The organism is Treponema sp. OMZ 788, from assembly GCF_024181245.1.
Lineage (GTDB): Bacteria > Spirochaetota > Spirochaetia > Treponematales > Treponemataceae > Treponema_B.
Map to the genome: position 1 here is coordinate 1,538,333 of NZ_CP051199.1, position 24,817 is coordinate 1,563,149.

At 36.3% G+C, this 24,817-nt stretch carries 19 protein-coding genes and 2 pseudogenes; 4 read left to right on the forward strand and 17 right to left on the reverse strand.

Annotated elements, in window-relative coordinates; translation table 11 throughout:
- Positions 1 to 14 precede the first annotated feature (14 nt).
- From E4O00_RS07535 to E4O00_RS07545, 3 genes are read left to right on the forward strand one after another with little or no spacing between them, the layout of a single operon-like run.
- The gene (locus E4O00_RS07535; RefSeq protein WP_253676751.1) at positions 15 to 1,397 is read left to right on the forward strand and encodes a TldD/PmbA family protein; all 1,383 of its coding nucleotides are present in this window, start codon (positions 15 to 17) and stop codon (positions 1,395 to 1,397) included.
- Positions 1,397 to 2,701 (forward strand): TldD/PmbA family protein, encoded by a 1,305-nt coding sequence (locus E4O00_RS07540; protein ID WP_253676755.1) that lies wholly within the window; start codon positions 1,397 to 1,399, stop codon positions 2,699 to 2,701. The genes E4O00_RS07535 and E4O00_RS07540 overlap by 1 nt, the downstream gene beginning before the upstream one ends.
- An 11-nt stretch (positions 2,702 to 2,712) precedes the next feature.
- Positions 2,713 to 3,288 carry an HDOD domain-containing protein gene (locus E4O00_RS07545; protein ID WP_253676756.1) on the forward strand — a complete coding sequence of 192 codons (576 nt, stop codon included), beginning with the start codon at positions 2,713 to 2,715 and terminating at the stop codon, positions 3,286 to 3,288.
- A gap of 19 nt (positions 3,289 to 3,307) precedes the next feature.
- Here the strand turns inward: E4O00_RS07545 and E4O00_RS07550 are convergent, their stop codons facing one another.
- The 10 genes and pseudogenes from E4O00_RS07550 to E4O00_RS07600 form a co-directional block, all read right to left on the reverse strand.
- Entirely contained in the window at positions 3,308 to 4,081 is a 774-nt protein-coding gene (locus tag E4O00_RS07550) for an ABC transporter permease (RefSeq protein WP_253676757.1), read from the reverse strand.
- Positions 4,082 to 4,837 (reverse strand): ABC transporter permease, encoded by a 756-nt coding sequence (locus E4O00_RS07555; RefSeq protein ID WP_253676758.1) that lies wholly within the window; start codon positions 4,835 to 4,837, stop codon positions 4,082 to 4,084.
- Positions 4,834 to 5,833 (reverse strand): annotated as a pseudogene (locus tag E4O00_RS14250) (ATP-binding cassette domain-containing protein). The gene E4O00_RS07555 and the pseudogene E4O00_RS14250 overlap by 4 nt, the downstream one beginning before the upstream one ends.
- 25 nt (positions 5,834 to 5,858) lie before the next feature.
- Positions 5,859 to 9,326: a transcription-repair coupling factor gene (gene mfd / locus E4O00_RS07570; RefSeq protein ID WP_253676764.1), complete on the reverse strand. Its 3,468-nt coding sequence runs from the start codon at positions 9,324 to 9,326 to the stop codon at positions 5,859 to 5,861.
- Complete coding sequence (locus E4O00_RS07575; RefSeq protein WP_253676766.1) at positions 9,327 to 10,007, reverse strand: tetratricopeptide repeat protein; 681 nt, start codon at positions 10,005 to 10,007, stop codon at positions 9,327 to 9,329.
- Between the two features lie 64 nt (positions 10,008 to 10,071).
- A complete protein-coding gene (locus tag E4O00_RS07580; protein WP_253676767.1) occupies positions 10,072 to 11,136 on the reverse strand; it encodes a flagellar motor switch protein FliG in 1,065 nt (354 codons plus the stop codon).
- Between the two features lie 80 nt (positions 11,137 to 11,216).
- Complete coding sequence (locus E4O00_RS07585; RefSeq protein WP_253676769.1) at positions 11,217 to 13,280, reverse strand: methyl-accepting chemotaxis protein; 2,064 nt, start codon at positions 13,278 to 13,280, stop codon at positions 11,217 to 11,219.
- Between the two features lie 67 nt (positions 13,281 to 13,347).
- The gene (locus E4O00_RS07590) at positions 13,348 to 14,661 is read right to left on the reverse strand and encodes an ABC transporter substrate-binding protein (RefSeq protein WP_253676771.1); all 1,314 of its coding nucleotides are present in this window, start codon (positions 14,659 to 14,661) and stop codon (positions 13,348 to 13,350) included.
- 28 nt (positions 14,662 to 14,689) lie between these two features.
- Positions 14,690 to 14,962 carry a BrnA antitoxin family protein gene (locus E4O00_RS07595; protein WP_253679674.1) on the reverse strand — a complete coding sequence of 91 codons (273 nt, stop codon included), beginning with the start codon at positions 14,960 to 14,962 and terminating at the stop codon, positions 14,690 to 14,692.
- A complete protein-coding gene (locus tag E4O00_RS07600) occupies positions 14,943 to 15,245 on the reverse strand; it encodes a BrnT family toxin (RefSeq protein ID WP_253676776.1) in 303 nt (100 codons plus the stop codon). The genes E4O00_RS07595 and E4O00_RS07600 overlap by 20 nt, the downstream gene beginning before the upstream one ends.
- An 86-nt stretch (positions 15,246 to 15,331) precedes the next feature.
- On the opposite strand from E4O00_RS07600, the pseudogene E4O00_RS07605 reads away from it, so the two are divergent.
- Positions 15,332 to 16,034 (forward strand): annotated as a pseudogene (locus tag E4O00_RS07605) (DNA alkylation repair protein).
- Here the strand turns inward: E4O00_RS07605 and E4O00_RS07610 are convergent.
- The 7 genes from E4O00_RS07610 to E4O00_RS07640 form a co-directional block, all read right to left on the reverse strand.
- Positions 16,031 to 18,427, reverse strand: coding sequence for a VWA domain-containing protein (locus E4O00_RS07610; protein WP_253676777.1), 2,397 nt, complete (start codon positions 18,425 to 18,427; stop codon positions 16,031 to 16,033). The pseudogene E4O00_RS07605 and the gene E4O00_RS07610 sit on opposite strands and share 4 nt — an antisense overlap.
- 9 nt (positions 18,428 to 18,436) lie before the next feature.
- Entirely contained in the window at positions 18,437 to 20,326 is a 1,890-nt protein-coding gene (locus E4O00_RS07615; RefSeq protein WP_253676778.1) for an AAA family ATPase, read from the reverse strand.
- 47 nt (positions 20,327 to 20,373) lie between these two features.
- A complete protein-coding gene (locus E4O00_RS07620; RefSeq protein ID WP_253676780.1) occupies positions 20,374 to 21,018 on the reverse strand; it encodes a hypothetical protein in 645 nt (214 codons plus the stop codon).
- Positions 21,006 to 21,935 carry a cyclic GMP-AMP synthase DncV-like nucleotidyltransferase gene (locus tag E4O00_RS07625; protein ID WP_253676781.1) on the reverse strand — a complete coding sequence of 310 codons (930 nt, stop codon included), beginning with the start codon at positions 21,933 to 21,935 and terminating at the stop codon, positions 21,006 to 21,008. Before E4O00_RS07625 ends, E4O00_RS07620 begins: the two co-directional genes overlap by 13 nt.
- Positions 21,936 to 21,938: 3 nt before the next feature.
- The gene (locus E4O00_RS07630; protein WP_253676782.1) at positions 21,939 to 22,934 is read right to left on the reverse strand and encodes a CBASS cGAMP-activated phospholipase; all 996 of its coding nucleotides are present in this window, start codon (positions 22,932 to 22,934) and stop codon (positions 21,939 to 21,941) included.
- Positions 22,935 to 23,020: 86 nt separating this feature from the next.
- A complete protein-coding gene (locus tag E4O00_RS07635) occupies positions 23,021 to 23,962 on the reverse strand; it encodes a hypothetical protein (RefSeq protein WP_253676784.1) in 942 nt (313 codons plus the stop codon).
- 12 nt (positions 23,963 to 23,974) lie between these two features.
- Positions 23,975 to 24,589: a TM1812 family CRISPR-associated protein gene (locus E4O00_RS07640; RefSeq protein WP_253676786.1), complete on the reverse strand. Its 615-nt coding sequence runs from the start codon at positions 24,587 to 24,589 to the stop codon at positions 23,975 to 23,977.
- Positions 24,590 to 24,817 lie beyond the last annotated feature (228 nt).

Below are 24,817 nucleotides of genomic sequence, written 5' to 3' on the forward strand. Positions count from 1 at the left end.
AATGGAGGAAGACCATGAAATTTGATGACTTAAAAAGACATTCAAAACTTTTTTCCGAGTATACCGAACTTAGACTTCAAGAAAACACGTCTATGGCTGTAACGGCCCTAAACGGAGATCTTGTAAACAATGTTCAAAGCAAAAAAGCCGGGGTTTGTGCCCGCTCTTTTAAGGACGGGGTATGGGGCTTTGCCTCATCACCTGAGCAAACGGACGAGGCTATAGCCTCTTCAATAAAATTAGCAAGCGATAACGTTAAATTCTTAGCTAAAAAAACAGGAAGCAGTCAAGCTGAACTTCCGGCTTTTACAGGACAGGGAACCTACGGAAAGCACGACCCCTCCAAGGATGCCGATCAAAAGGAAGCCATCGATTTTATAAAAGACCTTGAAAGCTATACGTTAAAAAAATATCCTGAACTTCAATCAAGAGCGTTCAACATTGGAACAAACAGCACAGAAAGATATCTTATTACTTCCGACAAGGCTGATGCCCGCACCTATATTTCAAGAGCAAACTTATTCATTCAATTAAAATTAATCGCTGAAGGTCAACCTGTAGACCTTTATGAAGTTTTCGGCGGATACGGCCAGTTTAAAAACCTTTTCGATAAACCTTCTCTTTACTATTCCAAGATAGACGAAATGGTCGAAAACCTAAAACAAAAGGCAGCCGGAGTCTATGCCCGCCCGGGAATTCACGACGTAGTTCTCGGCCCCGACCTTGCAGGCATTCTTGCCCACGAAGCAATCGGCCACACCACGGAATCCGACTTTGTAATGTCCGGCTCTATCGCAGCAGATTTTATGAATAAGGAAGTTGCAACACCTCTCGTAACCCTCGTAGACTTTGCATACGAGTACAACGGCAAACTCTGCCCTGTTCCGATTTGGATAGATGATGAGGGAGTTGCGGCAAAGGATGCAGTAATCATCAAAGACGGAATTTTGCGCTCCTACATGCATAATAAACAATCGGCAGCAATCTTCAAAGTAGACCCGACAGGCAATGCCAGAGCCAACGAGTTTTCGGATGAACCCTTAGTACGCATGAGAAACACGGCCATCCTCCCGGGCAAAGATAAGCTCAAGGATATGATAGCGAGCATCGATGACGGATATTATTTTGTACGCTCTTCAAACGGACAGGCCGATTCTACAAGCGAATTTATGTTCGGCGTAGTTTTAGGCTATGAAATTAAAAACGGAAAAATCGGCAAAGCAGTAAAGGACTGCACAATAGCGGGAGTTGCCTTCGACATGCTAAAAACCGTAACTATGGTAAGCGACGATATGAGTTGGAGCAATGCAGGCATGTGCGGAAAAAAGCAGCTCATCAACGTAGGAATGGGCGGGCCTGCAATCAAGTGTAAAATCGGAGTAGGAGGACGTGAATAATGAACGGATTTGACGGAATAAAACATGCGGAATTTATCTTGGAGACCATTAAAAAAGAGGGTGCCGATAAGGCAGCAACAAGGGTTTCAAAAAGCGTAAAAAGCGAAATGAATATTGATGCAGGCCGTTTAAGCCTTTACAGGACTACTACGGATATTTCCGTTTCTATGACATCTCTTGTAGAAAGCAAAAAGGGCTATATCGCGGGGAACGACTTAAGCGAAAAGGCCTTAAAAGAAAACGCTGCAAAGGCAGTTTCCCTTTCACGCTCTTCCGAAAAGGATGATGGAAACGATATTTCTCCTATGCAAAAGGGAGAAACTCTTTCTTACGGAGATACGCAGCCCAATAACGAAAAAATGTATGAGAGGCTGAAAGAGTTTTTGGATTATACAAAATCGGCCTATCCTAATTTACAATTAAACCAATGCGTTTTGGATTTTACAAGAAGAGAACAAAACTTTGCAAACTCAAACGGTGTGCGTTTTACTCAAAGCTCAGGCATATATAATTTTTCTGCAATGTTCTTTGCAAAAGACGGCAAGGGAACAAGCAGCTTTAACTATAGCGGAGCCGCTCACCTTAATTTGGATAAGCCCTTAAAGGACTGGGGAAACCTCGATGAGATTATGAGGGAAAACTGCGATCAAACTCTTACCGCCCCTCTTTCAGGCTCCTTTGTAGGCGACATAGTTATAACGCCTATGAGTATGATAGATTTTGCAGGTACCATGCTGGGGCTTTTTATGAGCGATATGCCTCTCATTACCGGCACCTCCATTTGGAAGGATAAATTAAACCAAAAAGTATTATCGGATTTATTTACCCTCCATTCATTTCCGCGAAAGCCGGGTACCGAACTTGAAAGCCTTTACACGCAAGACGGCTTTAAGGCCGAAAACGAAACCCTCATCGAAAAGGGAGTTTTAAAAGATTTCGTTTTAGGGCTTTACGGCTCCAAAAAAACCGGACTTCCCCGCTGCGTCTCGGGAGGAGAGGGTTTAATAATAGAAGGCGGAAATACGGCAAAGACAGATATGATTAAAGCCGTCAAAAAAGGAATTTTACTCGGCCGATTTTCGGGCGGAAGCCCTGCGGCAAACGGAGACTTTTCCGGTGTTGCAAAAAACTCCTACCTCATCGAAAACGGCGAAATTACAAAACCTCTTTCCGAAACGATGATAGCCGGAAACATCGTAAAAATGTTCAGCGATATAATTTCGGTTTCAAAAGAAAAGGTAGACTATGGAAATGCAATAGTTCCGTGGATGCATTCTACAGGTATTACAATTTCAGGAAAGTAAAATTTTAAACAATGTTACCTTCTAAAGAAGAAGCAGAAAGATTACTTGAAGAGGCTTGTTTAAAAAATCCCGGACCTTGGCGGGAACACTCCATCGTTGCAGGCAAGTGCGCACAAAAAATCGCTTCAGCCTGTAAGGACTTGGATCCTGCCAAGGCTTATATCTTGGGTCTTCTCCACGATATAGGACGGCAGGAGGGCGTAACCGCCCTAGCCCATGTGATAGACGGTTATGAATATCTTATGAAATTAGGCTATGATGAAGCAGCCCGAGTATGTATAACTCATTCCTTTTCCATAAAAGATATAGAAACCTACATAGGCAAAAATGATGTCGGCCCGGAAGCTTATAAAAAAATAAAAAAGCTTATCGACGAATACGAATATGACGATTACGACAGACTCATCCAGCTATGCGACAGCATTGCCCTGCCTCAAGGCTCCTCAAAAATAGAAGAAAGAATGAGCGATGTCAAAAAACGCCACGGCTATTATCCCCAAGACAAATGGGACAAACATATCGAACTAAAAAAATACTTTGAACAAAAATCCGGCTTAGATATAGATAATCTCGGAATCGGAGTGTAGAGATTTATTTTAATTTCTCCTACGCTCCTGTTCCTTCATATTTTTTTATGCTTTTCATAAAGAATAGATAACCGATTATAAATATAATTATGGAATACATCGGTAAAAGAATAAATTTAATATTAAATGAATATTTATGCAAGCTAAAAGCCGCAGGATAAAATGCTATCATTGAGACAGGAAATATGTATGTTAAAATAAACTTGATAAACGCATTATAAATAGATATGGGGTATTGAGCAAAATCGAGCATATCCATTAGGGGTGAAAAAGCTTCTTCTATTTTAGGATATTTTATAGAAAAAGATGAGACTATCAAAAATATACCGATAATACCGAGAGTTCCTGCAATTAAAAATAAGAATAAGGATATGATTATTACTATGCCTAAATTTAGAGTATAAGCCGAATATATAAAAATTGATAAACCTGTAATAATTCCAAAAACTTCAGACAGGGAAAAATTATCAAAGGTTATATACAAAAAAGGATTAACCGGAAGTTTTAATACCAAACTTAATTTACCTTGCAGCATATAAGTATTTGAATACCAAAGAGTCCAAGCAAAAAAACAATAAAACACATCAACTGAAATTGTATATAAAGAATAAATCAGCAAACATTCTTCTCTGTTAAACCCTTTTATTTCAAGAGTTTTATTGAAAATAAAAACAAGAACCAATATTCCCATTATAGAATTTAAGACCCTAACAACTAACCATAAAACAGAATCGTTTTTAAAAGAAAGCTGTTCTTTTATTTTTAAGACCAAAAGTTTATAACAATAATTCATCTAGCCGCCCATTATCTCTATTTTTTTTATTGCCCTTCTATGAAAAATACAGGTAAACACCAAAAGTAAAAATATCCAATATAATTGCCTTGATATTAAACTAAATGATTTTAAATTGCTGCTGTTTAAAACTTCAATGGGAATTTGATACAACACTCGAAACGGTAGATAATTTAAGATTTTTTGTAAAGTTTTAGGAAAAAAATCAAAAGGAATCAAGGAACCTGAAAAAAATAAAAATAAAATATTTTTAATTTGAATAAAGCCCTCATTATTACCGTAAAAGAAAACACACAAACCGACAATATAAGCCGTAAACCAATTAAATAAATATGCACAAAAAGCTGAAAAAATAAATAAACTTAAATTTAGGGCACCGTAATAGATGTTCACGTCAAAAAATAAAATTAAAACTATAAGCAAAGGCAGAGATTTTAATATAAACCTTGCAGTAGCTGCCGCAAAATCTTTTAAAAAGATATTAAGACCGAAATTAATAGGTCTTAATAAAAGAAAAGAAATAGAACCGGTTTGATAGATAGTTTGAAAATATCTATCGGTATTTACACCGATAAAAGAACCAACTATAGTTATAATTGCAAAATAAGAAATATAATCCGTATTTCCTATTTGCGACCAAATCGAAGATTTTATTAAAAATAAAAACAACAAGGAAAATATAGAAAAAACGGCCGATATTTTAAAATACAAGTGCTGTTTAATATTTAAAGAAATAATTCCAAGTAAATATTTCATTCCGGTTTTTTATCCTTGTAAGCCCTGTAATAGTTTAATAAAATTTTAGAAAAATCTTCATTTTCAATTTTTATATCATAAATATTTTCTTTATCATCTAAAGAATTAAAAATTTCTTCCATTGTAACCTGTTTATCAACTTCAAATGAAATACTGTTTTTTTGAAGATCTTTTTCTCTTATATTAAAATTGTTTTGTAGTTTTTCGGTTAAATCAATATTCTTTTTATATAAAAGTGTAACAATTTTAGACTTATCATAATTTTCTATAAATTCATGAGTTCTTATATCTTCTTGTAATCTTCCGTTGTTTAAAACCAACAATCTTTCAGACAGATTGATTATATCATCGGAATTATGAGAAATTAAAATTAAAATAATATCATTAGATTGTTTATAAGTTTTTATCAGATTATAAAATTGTTCTTTTACTTCAAGATCCAAACCTATTGTCGGTTCATCTAAAAGAAGGATTTTAGGATTATGAAATAAAACCAAAGCGATTTCACACTTCATTTTTTGTCCTAAAGACATTTCTCTAATGGGCTTTTTTTAAAAGGTTTTCAAGCTTAAACAAATCGATAAGACTGTCGAGCCTTTTATTTGCTTCATCTTTTTCGATTTTATAAATAAGCCTAAAAAGCTCTAAAGATTCTCTAAAAATCATATTTTGGTAGAGCTGACTTCTTTGACCGAAAATAACACCTATATTCCGTTTGTATTCTTTTTGATTTTCATAAATATTTTTTTGATTAAATAAAACTTCTCCGCTCGTAGGCCGCAAAATACCCGAAATAATTTTTATCAAGGTCGATTTCCCTGAACCGTTTTTGCCGACTATCGCAACATTTTCATTATTCTCAATCTTAAAAGAAATATCCGTTAAAGCCTTAACCTCAGAATAATCGGCCTTAAACATATCTTTTACAATACCTAAAAATCCGAATCTTCTTTCTTGAGTTTTATATGTTTTATTGATATCTTTGAGTTCCAGCATAATTATTTTTCCTTTGAAGTTTACCCTACATCAAGCTGCCGAGTTTTTCGCGGATGAATTCGCTTTTTTCTTTTAAGCCTATCTTGCCGGTTTGGAGGATGAGGACATTCGGGGCCTTGGGGTCAAGGCTTACACGGCCTGCGGATTCTTTTATCATGCGCAAAAGTTTATCTACCGATATTTTTGATACGCGCGCAAACTCTATTCGGACGGCGGCCTTTCTTTCTTTTAGGCTCGAAATCGAAAGATGATTACAGATAATTTTTATTTCGGAAAGGGCCAAAAGACTTTCCACTTCGGAAGGAGCGGGGCCGAAGCGGTCAAGAATTTCGGAGTAGACACGGTCGAGGTCTCCCTGAACCTTAACGGCTGCAATTTTTTTATAAACTTCCATCTTGGTTTCGGGACTTGAAATATAGGAATCAGGAATAAAGCCCGAGTACTCAAGCTCGATAACGGATTCTTGAACGGGCTCATAATCTTGGTTTTGAAGTTTTTGAACAGCCTCGTCCAAGAGGCGCAAATATAAATCGAAGCCGACGGAATAAATATCGCCCGATTGTTCCCTGCCCAAAAGATTTCCGGCTCCTCTTATTTCCATATCCTTCATCGCAATTTTAAAACCTGAACCGAGTTCGGTAAAGTCGGAAATAACTTGAAGCCGCTTCATTGCAATTTCAGAAAGAGCCTTATCGTCAGGATATAAAAGATAGGCATAGGCCTTTTTATCGGAGCGGCCTACCCTTCCCCTCAACTGATAAAGCTGGGAAACGCCGTACATGTCGGCCCTGTCTATGATGATGGTGTTGGCATTCGGAATGTCGATGCCGTTTTCGATTATGGTGGTCGCAATTAAAACCTGAAAACCTCCCATACTAAACCGCTCAAAAATTTCTTCCAGTTGATTTGGAGACATTTGACCGTGAGCCGTTTCAATCATAATCTCAGGCAAAAGAGATTGAAGCATAAAAAGAGTTTCATCCAAACTTTCAACCCTGTTATGAAGATAAAAAACCTGCCCGCCCCGGGAAGACTCACGCCTTATAACCTCGGCAACTTTTTCGGCATTGAACTCGGCGATTACCGTTTCGACGGGTTTTCTGTTTTGAGGAGGAGTTGCAATTACGCTCATGTCTCTTATTTTTAAAAGCGACATGTGAAGGGTGCGCGGAATGGGAGTTGCAGAAAGGGAAAGGCAGTCAACATTGTGCTTCATCTGTTTTAATCTTTCCTTATCCTTAACACCGAAGCGCTGTTCTTCATCGACAATCATCAAACCTAAATCCTTAAAGACAACATCCTTTTGAATTATGCGGTGAGTTCCGATCAAAATATCAACTTCGCCTTTTTTTAATTTTTCCAAAACTTTTTTTTGTTCTCCCTTTGGAACAAAGCGGGAAAGACGGGCCAGCTTTACGGGGAAATTTTTAAACCTCTTGTCCAAGGTTTCAAAATGCTGTTCCGTCAAAATAGTTGTAGGAGACAAAAAGGCAACCTGCTTTCCGCTCATAACGGCCTTAAAAGCTGCGCGCATTGCAACCTCGGTTTTACCGTAACCTACATCGCCGCAGATAAGCCTATCCATAGGAACAGGCTTTTCCATATCCTCTTTTACTTCGGCTATGCAGGTAAGCTGGTCATCGGTTTCTTCATAAGGAAAGGCAGCCTCAAAAGCCGTCTGCCATTCATCGTCTTTTTGAAAAGCAAAACCTGTGCTAGCCTTTCTTTTGGAATAAAGGTCGATGAGTTTTGCCGCTATATCTTCAACCGATTTTTTTACCTTGTTTTTTCTGTTCTCCCAAGACTTGGAGCCGAGGATATCGAGGTGGGGAGCTTCCCCTTCGTTTCCTATATAACGCTGAACAAGGTCGGCCTGCTCAATCGGAATAAAAACGGTTTCATCGTTTGCATATAAAAGATTTATATAATCTCTTTCAGTGTCTAAAATTTTAACACGCTCGATACCGCGGAATTTTCCTATGCCGTAATTTACATGAACAACATAGTCCCCGGGATTTAATTCGATGAAGGTATCGATAACGGAACTCTTTGCAGTCTTTACCGATTTTGGAATTCTTCGGCGGCGGCCGAAAATTTCGTTTTCGTGAATTACCAAAATTTTTAAGTCGGGAATCCCGAAGCCGCCTGAAAGGTTATAGGGCAAAATCTTTATCCGCTCTTCATGCAAAATTTCTTCGATACGGAGAGCTTGATTATCGCTTTCGGCAAACACAAAGATAGACCAATTATCGTTTAAAAGATTATTTAACTCTTCCCGCAAATAAACTATGTTCCCGAAAAAGCTGCGGGGCGGATCGGTTTTAAATTTAAGAGTTTTTGTTTTTTCTTCTTGTTCGGCTAGAGTTCTAAAATAAATCGACTTATTATATTTTTGTACATTGCTTTCAAATTGAAGTAAGATGCGTTGAGGTTCGGGATATTCGGAAATCAGGGCCTTTCGTTTTTCGTTTTCGTCAAATTGAGTTTTTGTTTTTTTATAAAGCCCCATGTATTCTCTAAGTAAAACTTCGGAAGAATTTTTTTGTCTGTCATAATCGGCGTAAAAAACAGGAATCTCATTTAATTCCGCATATTCCAAAACTGAAGAACTTTTTTCAAACGCAAGCGGATAAAAAATTTCTTCTCCCTCAAAGGTTTTATATTCTTTTAAGGCATCAATAATCTTTAAAATGTTTTCGGAAAATTCCGAATAGGTTTTTAAATTTTTTTCCAAGCAATCGATACGCTCGTCATTCCAGATAACTTCTTTTACCGGATAGAGGTTAATCTTTTTATGTTCTTCTAAAGAACCCTGGCTTGCTATATCAAAGCTCTTTATTTTTTCTACCTTGTCAAAATCAAATTTAATTCGATAAGCCGTTTTTTCGGAGCCCGAATTGGAAGCAAGGCAGATATCCAAGACCTCTCCGCGCAGGGCGAACTCCCCCCTTACGCTTACACGCGGAACCCTCGTATACCCCCAAAGGGTTAAAAGCTCTGCAACGCTTAAAATATCCAAACTTGAACCCGCAGCGATTTCTACATTGTTTTGTTTTAAATAATCGGCCGGAGGAACAGGAGTTAAAAAAGAGCGCTGACAGCTAATAAAAACCGGAGGCTTATTTTTTGAATAAGATTCATTCCCTGATTCCAACAAACGGATAAGCACTTCGGCTCTTTCGGAAAATACGGGAGCTGTCGGCGAAATCGGCCTATAGGCAAGAGAGCCCCACCAAGGCAAAATAAAATTTTCTATTCCGGAAAAATCCAAATCGGCCCTTACGGCTTCAGCTTCTTTTTCGGTAGGCACTACCACGAGAACGGGCTTGCGGGTTTTATACAGATATTCAGTTAAAAAAAAACCGAAAAGGCCTCCCGAAATCCCCGTGAGGTTGTAGGGGTAAGAATTTTCATCTATCTCATCGAAGGCATTTTTCATATCCTTCCATGAGCGGATAGAACTTTGTAAGGAATCTATTAGAGGCTGAGGCATTTAAATTTTTACCCGTTTTAGGGCTTCGGCAGCTTCCTTGAATTCGGGGCGGAGCTTTACGGCTGTTTGATAAGCCGCAACCGCACCTTCTTTTTCCCCGGCCGCTTCACGGACGATTCCGAGTCTGTACCACCAAAGAGAATTGGAAGGCTCAAGGTGAACCGAAATAGAATAAGCTATATCGGCCTTGTGATATTTTTTTGTATTTCGGTAAATCTCTCCGACAAAAAAATGGGCAACGCTTATACGCTCGCCGTTGGGAGCCATCTCGATATACATTTCCATATTACGCAAAGAGTCCTTATAGTTTCCAAGGAAAAATTGAGCCTCTGCCAAAGTTTCGATAATTCGGGCATCCTTCCCTATTTTTAAGGCATCGCTGCATACCAATTCCGTATCTTTGTATCTTCCCAATCGAAAAAGACACCATGTGTATACGGCATAAGAATCCATATTTTTAGAATTTTCTTTTAATTCATTTCTGCAAATTTCAATAGCCGATAAATAGGCTTCTCTTGCATCATCCCGTCTTCCTATAGAATCAAGGCTGCGGCCGTTTCTATATAATTTTAATGCATCCGGCTTATCCTGTGCAAAAAGAATTCCGGCCTCCATAACAAAAAGGCCTGAAGTAAAAATAAGAGTTAATAGAATAAATTTAAAATGTTTTCCGGTTATCATAATTTTCTCCGTATAGTATTTTACATAAATTTATATTTTATTCAATCGGGGAGCACAAGCCTGTCTAATACACGAACTTATCTTCTTCGTCTTTTACGATGGAAACCCTGCCCCGTTCCGCCTCATTTTTGACACGGGCTAAGAAGAGGTCGACGGCATTGTTTAAATCGCGTTTAAGAACAGGGCCCATGTACTGCTCTTCATCGAGAACCAAAGAAGCGCGGCTCTTAGATATATTTGCCAAGATTACTTTTCTGAATTCTTCACTTTGATTATGTATTAAAAGAGCCAATTCTTTATCGGTCATGGGCGAGATAAGATACTGAATGTGCTTGGGATACATGTTTATCACATCATCTAAAGTAACGAGTTTACGCTTGATAGTTTCAGTCAAGGTTTCATCTTCAAGATCTAAAGAGTCCAAGATATTGGAGCCTGTTTCATAATCCAGTTTACGCAAAATATCGGCCAAGACGGAAACTCCGTCAACAGAGCTTGTGCGGTTTAAATTTACATCGGCAAGTTTTTTCTTTAAGGCCTCGCTTACCTGATTGAGAACTTCTACATCTATTCTTTTAAGCTTTGCAAGGCGTAAAATGATATCTTTTTTTTCGTCCTCATCTTCGATGGAACTTATATAAGCCGCAGCCTGCTTAGGCTCCAACTGTGAAAGAACTATGGCCTTTGTAGCCGGAAGCTCGCCTTGCAGTATTCGTGTCAGACGTTCCTTATCCATACCTTCAAGATATTCAAAGGGCACAGGCATCTTGGGAGGAACGGCGGCTTCAAGAATTTGTTCGGCTCTGGTCTCGCCGAAGGCTTCTGTTAAAATTGTCTTAGCCGTATCGACACCGCCCAAAAGGTTTTTGTTTTTATTGTAGATATCGTTAAATTCGTTTAGTATATCGTAGGCTTCTTTTTTATCTATTGATTGAACCGTAACAAGTTCGGCTACAACCTTGTCTATTTGCTCCTTGGTAAGCTGCCTTAAAACATCGGCTGCCTGTTCCGCTCCGATTATAAAAAGGAATTTTGCAACCTTTTTATAGGAACTTTCTTTTTCCGTACTTTCAGTAATGGGAACCTTTATAAGCCCCTTTTTCAGCATTTGACTTTCAATATCGCTCATAAAAACCTCGAACGGCATTATAGCATAGATTAACCTAAAAGAACAAGAGTAACGAAAAGACGCACATTTTTCAAGCTATCCTATACTTTAAATTTATTAACCTCAAATGCCAAATTTTCAATACTGGTTTTATTTTTTTGTGTAATTTCATTTACTTCTTGCATGGCATTACTTATCTGAACTGCACTCGAAGCCATCTCATTCATGCTTAATGTAATTTTTCGGGTCAGCTCATCTAATTTCGTCATTTCTTCAGCAACCTGTTCACCGCCGCTCAACATTTCAGCCGAACCGTTTCTTACTTCAAAAGTTACCGAATTAATATTCCTTATGGCATTTAAAATTTCTACACCGGCATTTCCCTGCTCACGCATAGATTGGGTTAGAGATTCACTCATAGATTTTACTTGTTCTGAAAGATTGAAAATTAAGCCGAATTTTTCTTCAGCCGTTCTAGAAGATGCAGATAAGGAATCGATTTCGCCGCTTAAAGCTTTAAGAGTCGCCGTAATTGTTTTTCCCTGAGCACTTGACTCTTCAGCTAATTTTCTGATTTCGTCGGCAACTACGGCAAAACCCTTTCCGGCTTCTCCTGCATGAGCGGCTTCAATAGCGGCATTCATCGCCAAGAGATTTGTTTGGCTTGCAATATGCTGAATAACACTGCTTGCCTCCAAAAGTCCGCCCGATTCTTCTGCAATTTTTTGAGTTACTCTATTTGACTTAGAAACGGTTTCTTTTCCGTCTTCAGTTGATTCGGCAAGAGTTTTAATAAGACCATCGGTCTTTTCCAAGGTTTGAGTGATGGAAGCAATATTTGCAGTCATCTGTTCTATCGAAGCCGACGAGCGCGAAACACTTTCAGCCTGATTTTCAATTGAGGCATTTAGTTGCTTAATTGTTTTGATTATCTGTTCAATCGTTGCTGATGTTTCCGTAACGCTGGCAGCTTGTGTCAAAGCCTGTTGTTTTACGCCGTTGATATTTTCAGTAATTTCATGAACGGAATCGGCTGTCCGGTTCATATTTGAAGCCAGGTTAGAACCGATTTCGGCCATTGAGCGGCTGTTAAGCCCTACAGACTGTATTGAATTTCCTATTTTTGCAATTGTTCTATTAAAATATTCGGATAGTTCCGTAATTTCATTATTACCGATTAAGGGAAGCCTGACAGTTAAATCACCCTCGCCTTGAGAAATATTTTTAAGAACTTCAATTACTTTATTAATAGGTTTAACAATATTGTTTGCAGTAAAAAATCCTATAAGTACCGCAATAAGTATACCGCATAAGGCAACAAGGATAAAAATATTTAAAAAGTTGGATACATTCTCCGAAATAAATTCTGAAGAAGGAGCCGTTATCAATAATTTCCATCCCGAATATCTCATTGTAGACAGGGCTGAAATATGTTTTATTCCGTTTATTTTAGAAACTTTTACAGCCGATTTTTTTGAAGCGAGCATATCTTTTAAGAATATCGAAAAATCCGTTTCTTTCGAATTTAATATTTCGGCAAAAAAATTTTTATATAAAATTTCCGGCCTGCGGCTTCCCAAAATAATTCCGGAAGGACTTATAAGATAAGCCTGCCCCGTTTTACCGACAATTATATCGCTTATTAAATTAGATAAAGAGTCGCCTAAAATGGAAGCATTAATAGTGCCAACAATTTTTCCCTGTAAATCACGGAGGGGAATTGCAATTATAGAAACATATTTTCTTTTTGTTAAAGACATTTCAGGTTCCGTAATTACATATTTTCCTTTTATGACGGATTTAAACCACTCGGCATTTTTTATGTTTTCCTCTTTATCGTCTGTGGTGTACAAAATACCGTCAAGTCCGCTTATTCCGAAACTAAGCCATCCGCTTTGCTTCAGCATTTGAAGTTCATTTTTAAAAAAATCAATTTTCTGTGAATAAGAAATTCCCTTATCTTGAATGATCGGCATATTTGAAAATGTGTCCAACTTTTTGAATATTGAATCTGCCCTCTCATTTAAAACTTTAGACGAACCTTCAGCTAATTCATTTATAAAATATTCGGTATTACGCATAAGAGAAAAAGAAGCAAGGTACACCGATATTATACATATTACCGTTAAAAGAGATACGGCAAATAATATAAAAACAGATACCATTTTATTTTTTTATTGAAAATAATTTAAATTGTTTATCTAAATTTTTGTTTTGTTTTTTCATAAGGTTTTATTCTCCCAAAGTACGGTCAGCATCTTTTACAAAAGAGTTAAGAACATTTTGGATATCTTTACCGGATGAAGCTTCCTTTAATGCCTTATTCCAATATTCCCGCATTTTTGAAAATCCGGTTATATTATTATAATATTGCCCAAAAAATTTTTGAAGCACGGAATTATACAATATTTCGTCATCGGAAGTTTCAATTTGAATTTTAGATGTAGCCGGAAACCCTCCTGAAGCTTTTACAAGTTTACCGGCCCAAACTTCATCGGTTGCAGCAAATTTTAAAAACAGTTTTGCGGCTTCTATTCTTTGTTTATCGGAGCTTTTAAACACGCATGCTCCGCCTGCTAAAAATTCCAGTAAAGGCGCAGAAGCATCATTTGGGAAAGGCATATAAATCGGAGTAAAATCTTTACCCTTATAGTTTCGTTTTCCGTCATACATTTTATTAAGCTGGGGTGAATATAAAATAGTGTGAGCCGCTTTTGACTCTGCAAACATAGAAATTGCATCATTGGAAGTAAGCTCTGCACCGTCAAGCAATAAGCCTTCTCTCATTGCATTTATAGTCCATGTCAAATTTTTTACAGCCTGATTAGAATTAAAAATATATTTTGAGTAGTCTTCATTTAAAAGATTAGCATTTCCGAATAGGTTTACCAAAAAAGCCCTTGTGCCTTGATCACCTCCCATAGTTTTATAATAAAAAACTCCGGGTGTTTTTTCTTTAGGCAGTTTTTCTCTTAAAGATCTAAGAAGCGTTTCATATTCGGCTACAGTCCAGCGCCGATCCAAGCGTTTATAAGGTAAAAGATCTATAAGTCCCAAATCTTCAAGCATCTCTTTATTGAAGGCCATGGAAAAAGGGCCTTCATGCATGGGATACATGTACGAACGCCTGTCTTTACCGGCGGAAATTTCCAAAAGTCCTGTGGTAATATAAGGTTTTTCGGCTGCAAGAATATCATCCAACGGTTCCAGTAAGCCCGCTGCTGCCCAAGCAAGAATGCGGCCGGGTGCATCGTAAACGACATCCGGAGCCTTGCCTTCAGCTATTGCAGCTTCGATTTTTGCCTGCCCGTCTGCAAAACTTATAAGCGTAAAATTAACCTTAATACCGGGATATTCTTTTTGAAAGGCTTCGATAAGGCTTTTTTCAAAACCGCCGCTTTCTCCTGTTTCAGACGTAAAATTAGGAAAACTCCAAAATTCGATTTCGGCAGTAACCTGCTTCTTTTCTTTGTTTATACATCCTGCAAGAATTAAAAAAGACATCACAAAACAAATACATAAAGATTTCTTTTTTAAAAGTTTCATATAAAACCTCTCAGTATAATATTAATCGTTAAAAAACATTTGCTTTTTTATCGGTATTCATAGCTTGTCTTAAAATAGTATTTATACGGCTTTGGTAACCTTTTCCGTATGATTTAAGCCAAGCAATAATATCGGAATCAAGTCTTATTGATAAAGGCTTTTTAACAGGGCGGTACATTTCCAAAAAATCAGCTTTTGTTAGTTCAGGAATGTCTGAAGTATCTATCGGCCTATCATTTAAAGCTTTTAATTCTTCAATCTTTTCTTTTGTTAAGTTTTTCTTAGCTTCCGTAATATTCATTGATTTTATCATAGTATAATTCCTTTTCTGCCTTAGTTGCAGATCTTGCAGATATAATCCTTGTTATACCGGCCCTATCCGTATATGCTACAGCTATAAGCACCAGACCACATATAGAACCAATTGCTAAAAATCTATCTTCATATTCGGAATGTTTTGAATCATATTTTTCAAGCAAATAGGGATCATCAAAAATTAAGATAGCATCTTCAAAAGAAACACCATGTTTCCTTTTATTATTATCATTTTTAGTAGTATCCCATTCAAAACAATCTCTAACCATGCTTTATTGTATATACAAAATAGTATTTTGTCAAGTCCGGCCTATTCTCCTCGACAAAAATTAAAAAAAGCGGTATAATAGCTTCGATGAAAACAAAACAAACACTAATCCAAACCAAACTTTTTTTCCTTTGAAGATAAAAAGTACAAAAACTTCAATAAAAAGCTGATTCCCAATATTGATGAAAATACGATGATAGGCATCAGAACTCCCGTTCTTCGTAAATTTGCAAAAGAGTTTTTTAAGGCTGAGCCGGAACAAGTTTCGGACTTTATGAAGGATGTGCCGCACAAGTATTTTGAAGAAAACAACCTTCACGGCTTTTTTATCGAAAACATAAAAGATTTTAATGAAGCCGTAAAAGAGACTGAAAAGTTTTTGCCCTACATCGACAACTGGGCAACCTGCGACAGCTTTTCTCCTAAGATATTTAAAAAACACCATGAAGAAATTTACAAAAAAATTTTGGTATGGATAAGATCGAAGCATACATATACCGTCAGATACGCTATCGGACTTTTATTATCTAATTATCTCGATGAATATTTTAAACCTGAAATGTTGGAGCTTGTTTCAAAAATCAGATCAGACGAGTACTATGTAAACATGATGATAGCTTGGTATTTTAGCTTTGCTCTCATCAAGCAATATAAAACAGCCCTCCCCTACATCGAAAACAAAAAGCTTGATACATTCACCCACAACAAGGCTATCCAAAAAGCCATCGAAAGCTACCGCATTCCGAAGGAAGTAAAAGAGCTTTTAAGAGGAATGAAGGTGAAGGGCTAATTTTTAGTTTTTCTTCTTCGCAATGAATCAAGCTGACGTACCAGCTCTTTTTGTGCATCCGTATTGCCCGGATTGTAATTCCAGTTTTCGTTAAAGGCTTTCAGCGTTTGCTTATTTCCGTCGGATCCGATAACGAGCGAGTAAAAACCGGTTTCTTTTTCCTGTTCGGCTTTTATTTTTTCTTCAAGTCCTGCCGGAAGTTCGCCCATTACAAAATCGGAAACCATAAGAACATCTGCATTTTTCCATTCATTTGTTTGTAGTTGTTTTACCGCGTGTGTGAGTGCCGGAGCCGCATCGGTTCCGCCGTTAAAGCTCATACGCAAAAACTGTACTAATTTTGAAAGTGCATCGGCTCCCTTAAAGCTGCTTAAATCCAATGTTTCTATACCGGTGGAAAACGAAATAAGATAACAGGAGCGCTTTTCATTCATCGCAATTTTTGCCAGTGCAAAGGTAACGGTTTTTGCAATTTGCTCGGGAGCACCGTGCATAGAACCGCTGGTGTCCACACAGATGATAATCGGGCCTTTGGGTTCATTATCCGATTTTTCAACTAAGATTTTTTCCTGTGTGATTTGTTCACGTAAAATAGGATTATCCCGTTCATAAGCATACGACAAAAGCTGTTTTTGTGCAAATTTAAGCATAAAATATTTTTTTGTTCTACTATTTTTGTATAAAGCCAGCTCTGACGGAAGGGCTGCGGAAATCTCGTTTGAAAGCCGCAATCCTGAAATTTCACCGCGATAAGCAGGCTTCGGTTCATATTCCGTAATTATTTCTATCTTATCACGAAGTTCCTTTTCGTATCGGCTTTGTTCCCTTCCCTGTCTGCCGAGCAGTTTTGCAAGTTCCGTTAAAAACTCGTCATTTTCAAGAAGACTTGCATATTGTTGTAAAATCTCAAAACCATTATCTTGAAACGGAGTATTGGATAAATCCCATAGATACCCCAAATCTTCTATAAACGGGGAAACAAGATTTTCAAGTTTTCTGAATCGTGCAATTTTGTCGTACAACTCCTGCATAAAACTTTTACGGCTTTTTTCAATTTGTTCAAGTTCCCAGTTATTTTTCCGTTCAGTATATGCGGTTTCAATATCGTTTTTAAAGTTCCGCAATAAGATATTTTTTTCTGTAATAATATCTTGTTCATTTTTTATCTGCAATTTTAGCGACTGTAAAGCCGCTTCAATATGTTGCACCTGTTGTATCAGATTGTCCTTTTCAGCATTGGCTCGTTCTATGCTTTCAAGCTGTCCTTTTATTGCTGTTAGGGCATTTTCCTTTTCAGTGATAGCTTCTTGCAGTTGCTCCGCCTGCTCTTGTTCATTTTTGTAGAACTGAGAATCAGCAGGAACGTTACTGATAGAATCCTCTGTTTTTCCGTTTTTTATCTGCAATTTTAACGGCTGTAAAGTCGCTTCAATATGTTGCACTTGTTGTAGCAGATTGTCTTTTTCAGCATTAGCTTGTTCTATACTATCAAGCTGCTCTTTTATTGCTGTTAGAGTATTTTCTTTTTCAGTGATAGCTTTTTGCAGCTTATCAGGCTGTTCTATTTTATTTTTGTAAAACTGAAAATCAACAGACGATTGACCAATAGCCCCCCGTGTTTTTTCATTTACCGAAGGCAGTTGCGTGTATTCACTGCGTAATTCATCTATTTTACCGGCTGTAAATGCTTCAGCGGTAAGCGGTTGAATATTTTTGATAAAGCCTTCTTCATGGATAAACGGATTTTCACTGGTAAGGCGGTTATTTGTTTTTGTTATCCACTCTACAATATCGGTAAGAATTGATGTGCGAAGTCCATTATGCCCACGAGCGTAGGCAAGGCTATCTTTTTGTGCCGGCGATTCAGGTTTTAATAATTTTTCCGCTGCTTTTGAAAACTTGTTTTCAGGGAATGAAACGGCATCATCTTCTTTTATGCTCGGATTGCATTTATCATCAAGAGCATCCACAAGCTGCAAGCGTTGAAATTCATTACCGGCTTCTTTTGCTCCGAATTTTTCAAATTGCCGAATAATCTTATTTTGTGAATATGCTCTACTTAAATTTTCTTTTAGTTCATTTTGTAATTGCGGAAAATAGTTAAAGATTGTTTTTAAACTTTTATGATTTTCTTCAAGAGTGTACACATTTTTTTGTGAATGAGCAATATTATTTCTTGCTTTTACCAAATTATTAAACTGAGAAAACCCTTTTTTAAAATGTATCTTATTGACACATTCTCCCAATCTTTGAATATTTAATTCAAGCCACCCAAGTTCGGTTTCATCAATCAAAGCAATATTTGGGGCAGCGGAAAATCTATTCATAATACCTGTCAAAATATCAAGTGCATTTTCCGTTGACTTTCTTGATTTTTCAGATATGTTTTTCATCAGCATATCCTATTTTGTATACCTGTTTTGAGCTTTATCCAGTACAACTTGTGCATCTTCAAGTTCTTCCATTGCCGAATCTATTTTTGCAAAGATAATATCGGCGATTTCAGGGTCTGCAAAAAGATTGGCTTTAAAAGGAATCTCTTGCTCCGTTTTATATGCTGCAAGTTTTTCTTTTTCTTCTTTTATGGAATCTGCAATGGGCTGATAATCTTCCTTATCGAATTTTTCTTTTGTTGCGGTATATACAGCCAGTGTATCAAATAAAACCTTATTTTTTTGTAACTTGGATTTACCTTTGATTTCCTCAGTCCATTGGATAGTAAAGATTCCATAATTAGATGTAATTGTTTTTTGATCTTCTGAGATACTTACCCTCTCTGCTATACGGCGTGAATTCCAATTTGTATTATAATAATAATGCCGATCTCCATAGTTTCCATCGTATCGATTTACAGCAAAGTAGTACATATTACCATCGTCATCTTTTACTTCATAATATTCGTCATTGGAATCAGGTTCTTTTACAATAATAGGCCCTGCTTTTTGAGCTATTGTTTCTTTTTTTTCATACCAAGTTTGAGAAATTTTATTGTCGAATGCTTTTATTTGGTCATTGATGTCATCAACGGCGGTATTGCACTCCAAGCCGTATTCTCCGATCAGCTTCTGAACAATTTTTGTTACCTCTTCTTTTTGTTTTTCCGTACTCCAAATACAATCTGCTATAAGACTTGCATCCATTATGTCTACGAAATTTCTGCCGTTTAAAAGAGCACAGGTGCGTAAAAGGCGAATGATCCTTTTCCAGCGGCGGTCAGAAATATAATACTTTTCTTCATCGGCTCGCTGAGTATCTGCATTTTTATGAATTAGTTCTTTACGGATTGCAGAAATAATTGATTTAACACTTTCAGGAACTTCAACTAAATCAATCAGCTGTCTCAATTCCTTTAACTCCTCTTCTGAAATACATTGAGCTTTTACGGTTTCATCAAAAGCTGCTTCATCCGTATCAGCGGAACTGCTGGTAATCATTGTAAAAAAGCTATTTTCAGAATGGATAGGCTCTACCAGAATTCTAACTACAAATCTATCCCACAAGGCTTCGAGGCCTTTCCCCTTTGCCGGCAGTTCATTTGATGCGGCAAGCAGTCCTTTAAGCGGAACCGATTCCACTGTTTTGCCGTTGTGAAATTTTTTTTCATTCGTAATTGAAAGAAGAGTATTTAAAATTGCAGGTCCTGCTTTCCATATTTCATCAAGAAAGGCTATTACCGCTTTAGGTAAAAAACCTTCGGAATTACGTTTGTAGTCATCATTTTCAAGGGCTTTAAGAGAAACGGCACCGAATAACTCATCGGGTGTGCTGAACTCGTTTAAAAGATATTCAAAATATGCAGATTTGCCGTTTGAATCTTCCTTTAAAATATGAGTCAGTTTTCGGGCAATCATACTTTTAGCTACTCCCGGAGGCCCCAACAAAAAGATATTTTCACCGGCAATAATTGAAAGCAGGGCAAGCCGTACCGCTTCTTCTTTTTCGTACAAACCGGAATTTAAAAACTTCAACAATATTTCCATTCTTTTATGCAAATCTTCCATAGGTTTTTCCCCATCTGCCGCAGTATGTATATTTTCTTCCGATTTTTTTTCTCTAACAGCCTTATCTGTTTTTCCGGTAGGAGTATATACTTCAAATTTTTCAAGTGTTTGAAGTAACTCTGCATATTTATTTACGCTAAATAATTCCAGTATTTCATTTTTTTCTTCACCTTTAAATCCGGCATTTTCAATCACCCGATTTATCAAAATATCACCTTCAGGTATTTTTTCTTTTAATTCATAAAATGATTTGTTAATCTTTTCAATTACTTCTTCTTTTGTATAGTTCATGTAATCTCCTTATTCTTAATGTTATATATATAATATACTGCATTCTATCACAAAGTTGACACTTTTATGAAACATTTATAATATCTTTTTAATTCCATCATTCCTAATTTCCGTAATTTTGAGATTTGATTACTGTATTTCTGTATAAAACCATATTGTTTTTCCTTTGGAATCAATTTTTTAAATTTATTTACCTTGGCAGCCCATGAAAACAATAGCCGTATTGTAATTTCATCGTTACAATCAAGATTAAAAAAATCAGCGAGAGATTCAATAATTCCTTTTTTACCGTGACTACGGTCTCCATAAATATCAATCTTTTTACCGGATTGTTCCCAATATTTATAAGAAATAAAATAGGGGATTAAAAAATCATCAATGTAATCAGAAATATTTTTTGAAGATAGTAATCTGAGTCTAATATCTATGGGCGTTGCAAGACAGAGAGAGTTATCTTGAAATTTGTGATCATATTTAACAGCATCGTCCACATCAAAAACTTTCGGTAATACATGCGGATAATTATGATCCATCACCAGCTTTAATCGCGGAGCTGCTTCCATAATAAAGTCCTTATATCTGCCGCGTAAAATAAAGCGTCCTTCAAAAATTACAGATGAGGCTTCTTGATATATGGAAACTTCAGGAAATGTCTGATGTATAAAATCGATACTTTCGTCTATAATTGCCACGGTTTTGCTCCTATACTAAATTCTTTAATAGGAGTAGCAGTTTTATCATTCAGCTTAGGGAATCTATCTCCAAACTGTTCCCGCATGATAATTGATGCTCGATTATCGGAGTGATTATTGATTGCGGTTTCTATATCATTCATAAGCTTAGAAAGTTTTTGTATTAAAATATTTTTCGTTGATTCAGAATAATTCTCCCATAAATCTTCGTATGGAGAAACAGGTTTCTTGACTCCTCTGTTTGTATTAAGAGCTTTTAGACATTTTTCCAATGTTTGATACAATGCTATATCATCACGATCATCGCCGTAAAAATTATTTACGACTAAGATTGTTAATTCTATGCTGGTAAAATCTGCTTTAGTAAAATCTCTCCACGACTTTAGGTAACGTATAATGCGGTTTGTTTGCTCACTTTTTCTATTTGCATAAAACCAGTCTTTAAAATCTTTTGAATCACTTTCAATCCATGTATTGGTTTTTGTATTAGCCAATCTTGCATGTTCGTTTTTCATAATATAAATGGGAAAGTCTATGTGAAAGTCATTTGAATAAATAAGTCTTACACAAGATGTTTTGTCTTCACACCCATCTTTTGTATGATCTTCAAGTGCTTCAACAATGAGCCTATGAGCTTCTTTAGGAGACGGCCATTCATTTTCATTTTGTGAAACATGCTGTAAGTAAATTCCGTCATCAATATCAACCTCATTTCCGTTAATCGGATTTAGGGCGGTATTTATGGTAAAGGAACCTTGTGATTGAAATTTCGGCTGGTTGTATTTCAATTCATCTTTAAAAAATACCCGTATTTTATTGCGGACAACATCACGCCTTCGCCGAATATCGGTTTTTTTAGCTTCGGTGAGCTTAACGGTTTTGCCAAAATCAATAAATGCCTGATGTAAATTTGCCATACATTACTCCTTAAAAAAATTAATTATATTTGTTTTATTTTTGTTGAAATCATTAAAACTTAATTCCGATAACAATCTATATGTTTTCCTATTGGCAGAATCTAAAGATAGTTTTTTACATTCCGGTTTATCCGGTAAATTTTCACTTTCAATACGTAAATATTTATTGATGAACAGAGCTTCATTTTTAGAAAGGAAATTTATAATATTATGTACACCAAAAGAAGATATTTTCATCGGCATGGTAACCATTTTTGCTGCCCATTTTATTAAACCTGATTTTCTTGTTTCTACAGAAACGGTTTCTTTTATCGCAGATAAGGGATTGCCAATCGAAAGTATATTTATACTATCATACGCTTTATCTTCTCCCACAAAATAAGTACACGCCTCTATTACCGCAAATAGTGCAGGATTGTTTTGCCATAATCCTCCATCAGCTAAGCCGCGATAATACCCGAACCTATGCAAGGGGAAATAGGTAGGAGCTGCAGACGTTGCAAGAGCAATATCTGCTAATTTTACATCAATATCCCGTGTCAAATTTCCGTTATGATTTGTTTTAAAAATAATGGGCTGACAATTAGATACATCAATTGCCGGAATGCAAATATTTGTTTTACAATCCTTTACAGTTCTATCACCAAAAAATTCGGTAAGAGCATTTTGTAACGGAATAGAAGAGTATCTATTTGTGATTATCCAATTTTTAAAAAGACAGTTGAAATAAGATTTATGAAATATTTTTTCTCCATGAAATTTATAAAGTTCGGATATTTGAGCCGGGGAGCAACCTAATGCAAGAGCCAATGCGATAATACCGCCGGTTGAAGTACCTGCTATCAAGTTAAATTTATCAGAAAATGTTTTATTGTTTTTAAATAGTTCTTTTTCAATGAGATTTAATAGCTCAGCAGAATATAAACCTAAAATACCGCCGCCATCTATAGAAAGTATGTTAAAAGTTTTATGCTTATCAATTCTATCATTACTTTCCATGCACCCTCCTCAATTTTAGATTTAATCAATATAATAAAATTTTATAGTATCGGCAAATTTTTATCATATTTTTATACTGCATTCTATCACAAAGTTGACACTTTTTCTTCTATTTCTTTTAAAAAGTTTTTTAAAGTTCTGCTTGCATCGGTTTTATCTCTTTTGAAGCGGGCTGCAATATCCTGTTTTGCCGGTACTTTGAAACCTTTGACTTCAATTTCCTCCAACTCAGCATATAATTCTAAATCTACAAAAGAAAAATTCTGCTTTTGACCGATCATCTTATTTAAGGCATCGAGTGCAGAAAAGAATTCAAAGGTAAGAAGGGCCGATAAATATTTTTTTACCCGTTCCTGCTTTTTCTTAAAAATTTCATCAATAATGCGGAATTGATAAACGGAGGTTTCTATCACTTCTTTTTTTTCAAATTCTTTTTCAGGATTGCTCATATCCGATTCCAGCCCATCAAATACACTACCTTCTTTACCGTCACGGGTGATTGTACCGAGAATAATCTTCACTTTCCCGAAGTCCAAAACTTGCTCCAATATGTCTTCGGAATAATGGAGCATGAAACCAAGCTCCCGCATTTTTTGTATATTACTGCTATCAATTCCGCGTGATTGTGCAATCTGCTCAAGTTTATTCCATTGCCGGAATATTTTTTGCGGTACCTTTAATCCGTGTAAATAGTTTTTTTGTCTTTCCTGTGAAATTTCATTTTTAACGGCTGCATTAACATAATGTAAAAAAGGCGTTTCTTTTTCAATCTTATACGCTTCCATAACTTTTGCTATTGTAGTATTTATGACATTACTGTACTTTTCGGCTGTTATTTCACCATCATGTTCCACTCTGGTATATTGAATCTCTTTATAATACCTCCATAACGCAATCCAAAGTTTTCCTTTTAAAGTGTTGCGTTTTGAAGCAATAGAGTTATCTTCTTTTGGAATTGAGAAAAACTCGTCTGCTAAGTATTTAATTTCTGCCTCGAAATTTTCTTTTTTCTCTTTGCTTGCTCTCATTAAAAAACACTCCTACAGAGCAAAGAATTTATCTATAGTTTTTATTGCAGATTTTCCGTCAGGAGCTTCCATAGCCGATGTCAAAGTATTTAAATAATAAAGAGGAGTTAAATCAAAAATACATTGACTGTCCTTTTTAATTTCTCCGTTTTCAAACTCAGCCTTCCCATAGATGATGTGTTTTATTTCGGCATTAAAAAATTTTTCGGCAAAATTTAAAACGCAAAAAAGTACTATAGGCAAGGTCTTTTGACCGAAGGTGATATCGGCAATTATTTTTGCATCAGGCTCAAGATAATCGAGCAGCTTTCTAAATCGGCTTTCGTGTTTTTCCTTGCTTTCTTCAAAGGCTTCGATCACATCAAAAAAAGAAATGTCAGCTCCTATTTTATCATTTAGAGCTTTAAGTTCAGTCTTAAAAATTTCTGCATTTTTTTTACTTGAACCCGAATCATTCATCAGCTGAACAACCTTAACCCGCTCTCCTTTTTGCAAGGTTTTTGCAAGAACGGCATTTACAGGGAATATTACGGGATGCTCATATTCCAAATCCTTGTACCCTTGAACCGGATACTTAAGTTTTTCGATTTTGTCCTTCATAGGAATCGTCGTGAAAATAATCTTCATATATAAACCTCTTTAAAATGCTATAATTTTATAAAAGCATAATGTTAGTATATAGTTTATTTTAATAAAAAGTTGACATTTTTTCTTAAAGAATTATAGTTCAGTTTCAAGAAAAAAACAAGGTTATAACTATGTCTAAAAGGTTAAATCCCGATCTCGCCTCTCCCCCCTATCTTGAATTTTTTCCCCATCTTCAAGTATACTTAATTTAAAATCCATCGGAACTTA

Bases quoted from the DNA above. Each gene is read 5' to 3' on its own strand.
- E4O00_RS07540 (WP_253676755.1), top strand. From the start codon at position 1,397: ATGAACGGATTTGACGGAATAAAACATGCGGAATTTATCTTGGAGACC.
- E4O00_RS07575 (WP_253676766.1), bottom strand. From the start codon at position 10,007: ATGATAACCGGAAAACATTTTAAATTTATTCTATTAACTCTTATTTTT.
- E4O00_RS07625 (WP_253676781.1), bottom strand. From the start codon at position 21,935: ATGGCAAATTTACATCAGGCATTTATTGATTTTGGCAAAACCGTTAAG.
- E4O00_RS07550 (WP_253676757.1), bottom strand. From the start codon at position 4,081: ATGAATTATTGTTATAAACTTTTGGTCTTAAAAATAAAAGAACAGCTT.
- E4O00_RS07635 (WP_253676784.1), bottom strand. From the start codon at position 23,962: ATGAGAGCAAGCAAAGAGAAAAAAGAAAATTTCGAGGCAGAAATTAAA.
- E4O00_RS07545 (WP_253676756.1), top strand. From the start codon at position 2,713: ATGTTACCTTCTAAAGAAGAAGCAGAAAGATTACTTGAAGAGGCTTGT.
- E4O00_RS07535 (WP_253676751.1), top strand. From the start codon at position 15: ATGAAATTTGATGACTTAAAAAGACATTCAAAACTTTTTTCCGAGTAT.
- E4O00_RS07590 (WP_253676771.1), bottom strand. From the start codon at position 14,661: ATGAAACTTTTAAAAAAGAAATCTTTATGTATTTGTTTTGTGATGTCT.
- E4O00_RS07610 (WP_253676777.1), bottom strand. From the start codon at position 18,427: ATGAAAAACATATCTGAAAAATCAAGAAAGTCAACGGAAAATGCACTT.
- E4O00_RS07600 (WP_253676776.1), bottom strand. From the start codon at position 15,245: ATGGTTAGAGATTGTTTTGAATGGGATACTACTAAAAATGATAATAAT.
- E4O00_RS07640 (WP_253676786.1), bottom strand. From the start codon at position 24,589: ATGAAGATTATTTTCACGACGATTCCTATGAAGGACAAAATCGAAAAA.
- E4O00_RS07585 (WP_253676769.1), bottom strand. From the start codon at position 13,280: ATGGTATCTGTTTTTATATTATTTGCCGTATCTCTTTTAACGGTAATA.
- E4O00_RS07630 (WP_253676782.1), bottom strand. From the start codon at position 22,934: ATGGAAAGTAATGATAGAATTGATAAGCATAAAACTTTTAACATACTT.
- E4O00_RS07615 (WP_253676778.1), bottom strand. From the start codon at position 20,326: ATGAACTATACAAAAGAAGAAGTAATTGAAAAGATTAACAAATCATTT.
- mfd (WP_253676764.1), bottom strand. From the start codon at position 9,326: ATGCCTCAGCCTCTAATAGATTCCTTACAAAGTTCTATCCGCTCATGG.
- E4O00_RS07555 (WP_253676758.1), bottom strand. From the start codon at position 4,837: ATGAAATATTTACTTGGAATTATTTCTTTAAATATTAAACAGCACTTG.
- E4O00_RS07595 (WP_253679674.1), bottom strand. From the start codon at position 14,962: ATGAATATTACGGAAGCTAAGAAAAACTTAACAAAAGAAAAGATTGAA.
- E4O00_RS07580 (WP_253676767.1), bottom strand. From the start codon at position 11,136: ATGAGCGATATTGAAAGTCAAATGCTGAAAAAGGGGCTTATAAAGGTT.